The organism is Nostoc sp. CHAB 5715, from assembly GCF_020829685.1.
Taxonomy (GTDB): domain Bacteria; phylum Cyanobacteriota; class Cyanobacteriia; order Cyanobacteriales; family Nostocaceae; genus Nostoc.
The window spans coordinates 1-2,793 of sequence record NZ_JAIVFR010000959.1 but is presented as its reverse complement, the minus strand read 5'-3'; the positions used below and the strand labels follow the sequence as shown (position 1 = coordinate 2,793).

Here is a 2,793-nt window from a genome sequence, read left to right as displayed (position 1 = left end):
ACACACACACAGTTCTTGCTCTCGCAGCAGTTCCAAGACTTGAAGCCGCAATGGTTCAGAAAGAGCATGGAAGCCAGCAGCGATAGTAGCGTTCGTGAGAGTGGAGAGAGAATCCATCAAGTTTTATTGAACTATCTTTTCATATTTATCATAGCAAGCTAAATTCAACCTAAAAAATTATTGGATTTCTTAGTCTGATGTAATAACAGGAAATTCCATGAATATTTCATGTGGAGGTAACAGTTATGCTTGATGCAAGGGAGATTTAGCCCCTTTGAGACTTTCAGCGCAATGCCAACCACTTCATTGAACACTTACAGGAAAGCCATAAACTGATTGTTCTCCCCGTCAATGGCAAGGCATCGGTGATTGTATAGGATGCGGTATTGTATCAAAAACTATTGAATGAGTTGGAACTAGCACGGTCGGCTGTTTTTGAGACTCTGTTTTTTGTTTTACCAGCTAGCTTAGGGTCATAAGTTGGTATTTAAGTTCTGACTGGACTAATTAGTAACTCTGTACTAACCTATGTCTGCTTGTAGCCTTCTTATGTTTGGGTAAAATGGGAGAGTTAAAAAGCTGAAATTTATATAGGATAAGCTTTTTCAGCTTCTATTTCCGTTTTAGTGTGAATCTCGGCTCAATGCCAAATTCAGATTAATCATTCGTCAACAATGTGAACCCCTATTTATCTAATAAATCGGGGTTCTGTGCCTTGTGAAAATCACAAATTAAATAAGCTAATGAGCATTTAAGTTGCATGAAAGCAGGGGTTAAGCCTTACTACAAAGTTATCTATATTTAGTAAGCATTTAAATGATTTGTATGAATAAAATTATAGCCCAAATGAGTGGCGAAAAGGTAAAGCTTACGCTTTATTTTACTTAAGTGAATAAATCTTATTGTTCCTAGTGAATGTGGTAAACTCAGTGATTACTAATTCAAGCGAAACCTTTCTGAAAGACGCTGTTGTTGAAAGATATAATTTCTCTAAGCTGAATAAAACTCGCATCCGTTTCAAGATTCAGTTAAAGAAGACAACCAAGAGTAATGCTCCAAAATGGACAGATGTTCTCAAATATTCTCAAGATGAACAAGAATCTGACTTAGTGAAGGTCACAACCTCAGAAGTTGGTTTAAAGGGCATCAAAGTTTTCAAAGCTTTAGACGAAGCAGCAAACCAATTAAGGCAAGAAATTGCTTCAGTCCAAGAATGGATGAATTATGACAATGGTGATTGGATTTGTTCTATAGACTTAGCACCCTTGGTCTGGAATCAACTAATCGGAATTCGAGATAATATTGCACCTGTTTTACGCACTCAACTGAAAGAAGAGTATGAAAAGGGGTACACAGACTATCAAGAACGTATTGACAAATTTCTCTCACTCAATGCTTGGCAGTTATCTGTAGAACAACAACAAGAAGTTAAGCAGAACCTAGCCAAAGCTTTTCCCTGTTTAGAGGAACTAGAGGACTATTTACAAGTAGTAATTGGTCGTCCTGTCATTATTCCCGCCATCAGTGAACAATTGTCAGAGAAACAAGCTGAATGCTTAGGGCAAATAACTCGGTTTATCGAACAGTATGACAGAAATTTAGAACAAACACTGAGGGAATCAGCGATCGCAGGAGGAGAACAACTAGCAGCCCAGTTGCTCGAAGATTTGAGCAATTGGGAACCAGGACGCAAGCCAGTCAACTTCAAGAAGAAGATGGAACGCCATTTCAAGAAAGTCCAAATGCTTTTGGCTAACGCCAGTTTTGAAGCAGGTAGCAGCCTTGGACAAATGATGACTCATCTAGAAAATGTTCTCGAAAACGCTTCTGTGGATGCCAAAAAGCTGGATTCACAAGGGCGTTCTCAGTTACAGGAAAAAATGGATGAAATTTGCTCCAAGCTTTTGGATGAACAACGCCATCTCCAACGATTAGCAAGTGATGAGGGTATGGGCTTAACCAAAGCTACAGCGATGTCTCTCAAACTTCGCTAGAAAAAACAATCGAGAACGTGTCTGTATTGTCCTTGATCGAAAACGAGGTGTGGGGGAGCCACTGCGGTGGACGGGTTTCCACAGCAGTAAGCAAGTGGCGTTGTAGAGGAAGACAATACGCCCACACTTCCCAAGCTTGCTACGGAACTAAGAGGGGAAGTGATAGGTAGGAACTTTTTGCTTCCTTGTCTATCACCACTGTTCCCATTAATTTACCAGTCCACAGTATTTAGAGGTAGGAAATGTCGCACTTTTCAACTGTCACTACAAAACTAACTAACCGTGAATGTTTAGTACAAGCTCTACAAGATTTGCAGCTTACCGTCCAAGTTCATGAAAAACCACAATCGCTGAGAGGTTATTACGACGACTCCCAGGGGAAAAGTGCTGAGATTGTTGTCCCTGGTCGTAGTTTAAGTGTTCGCGCAGATATCGGGTTTAAGTGGGATCAAGAGGCAGGCGTGTATCAACTCATCCATGATGCCTATGAAACTGTACCCCGACTAGGAGAAAACTTCTTTTCGCACACCCTAATACAAGCCTACGGCCAGAAGATGGTTCGCGCTAAAGCAGCCCAGTTACAAGAACATCTGGGAGAATGCACCATCACAGAACAAACCAACGGTCAGGTACATACCCTGCGTCTCGCATTTTCAGCACATCAGCAAACTCAACAAGTACGGAGGTAACTTATGGAACGGGCAATCTTGATACATTTTGACACTGCTACAGGTGAAGTGAAAATAGAAGCCGAGGGATTTGAGGGATTGTCGTGCCTAGAAGCAACTCAACCTTTTGA

The 2,793-nt window shown here is 40.9% G+C and carries 3 protein-coding genes and 1 pseudogene; 3 read left to right on the top strand and 1 reads right to left on the bottom strand.

The features are described 5' to 3' along the window. Positions 1-117: pseudogene (locus tag LC574_RS34345) on the bottom strand (transcriptional regulator); the annotation flags it as partial. A gap of 800 nt (positions 118-917) precedes the next feature. Here LC574_RS34345 and LC574_RS34340 point away from each other — a divergent pair. From LC574_RS34340 to LC574_RS34330, 3 genes are all read left to right on the top strand, one after another. Then, a complete protein-coding gene (locus LC574_RS34340; protein ID WP_229458077.1) occupies positions 918-1,994 on the top strand; it encodes a hypothetical protein in 1,077 nt (358 codons plus the stop codon). Between the two features lie 242 nt (positions 1,995-2,236). After that, positions 2,237-2,683, top strand: a complete 447-nt coding sequence (locus LC574_RS34335) for a DUF1257 domain-containing protein (RefSeq protein WP_229458076.1) — start codon at positions 2,237-2,239, stop codon at positions 2,681-2,683. A 3-nt stretch (positions 2,684-2,686) separates the two neighbouring features. Further along, positions 2,687-2,793 (top strand): DUF2997 domain-containing protein (locus LC574_RS34330; RefSeq protein ID WP_229458078.1); only part of this gene is annotated, 107 nt, incomplete at its 3' end.

Coding starts and splice junctions, on each gene's coding strand:
- LC574_RS34335 (WP_229458076.1), top strand. CDS start 2,237: ATGTCGCACTTTTCAACTGTCACTACAAAACTAACTAACCGTGAATGT.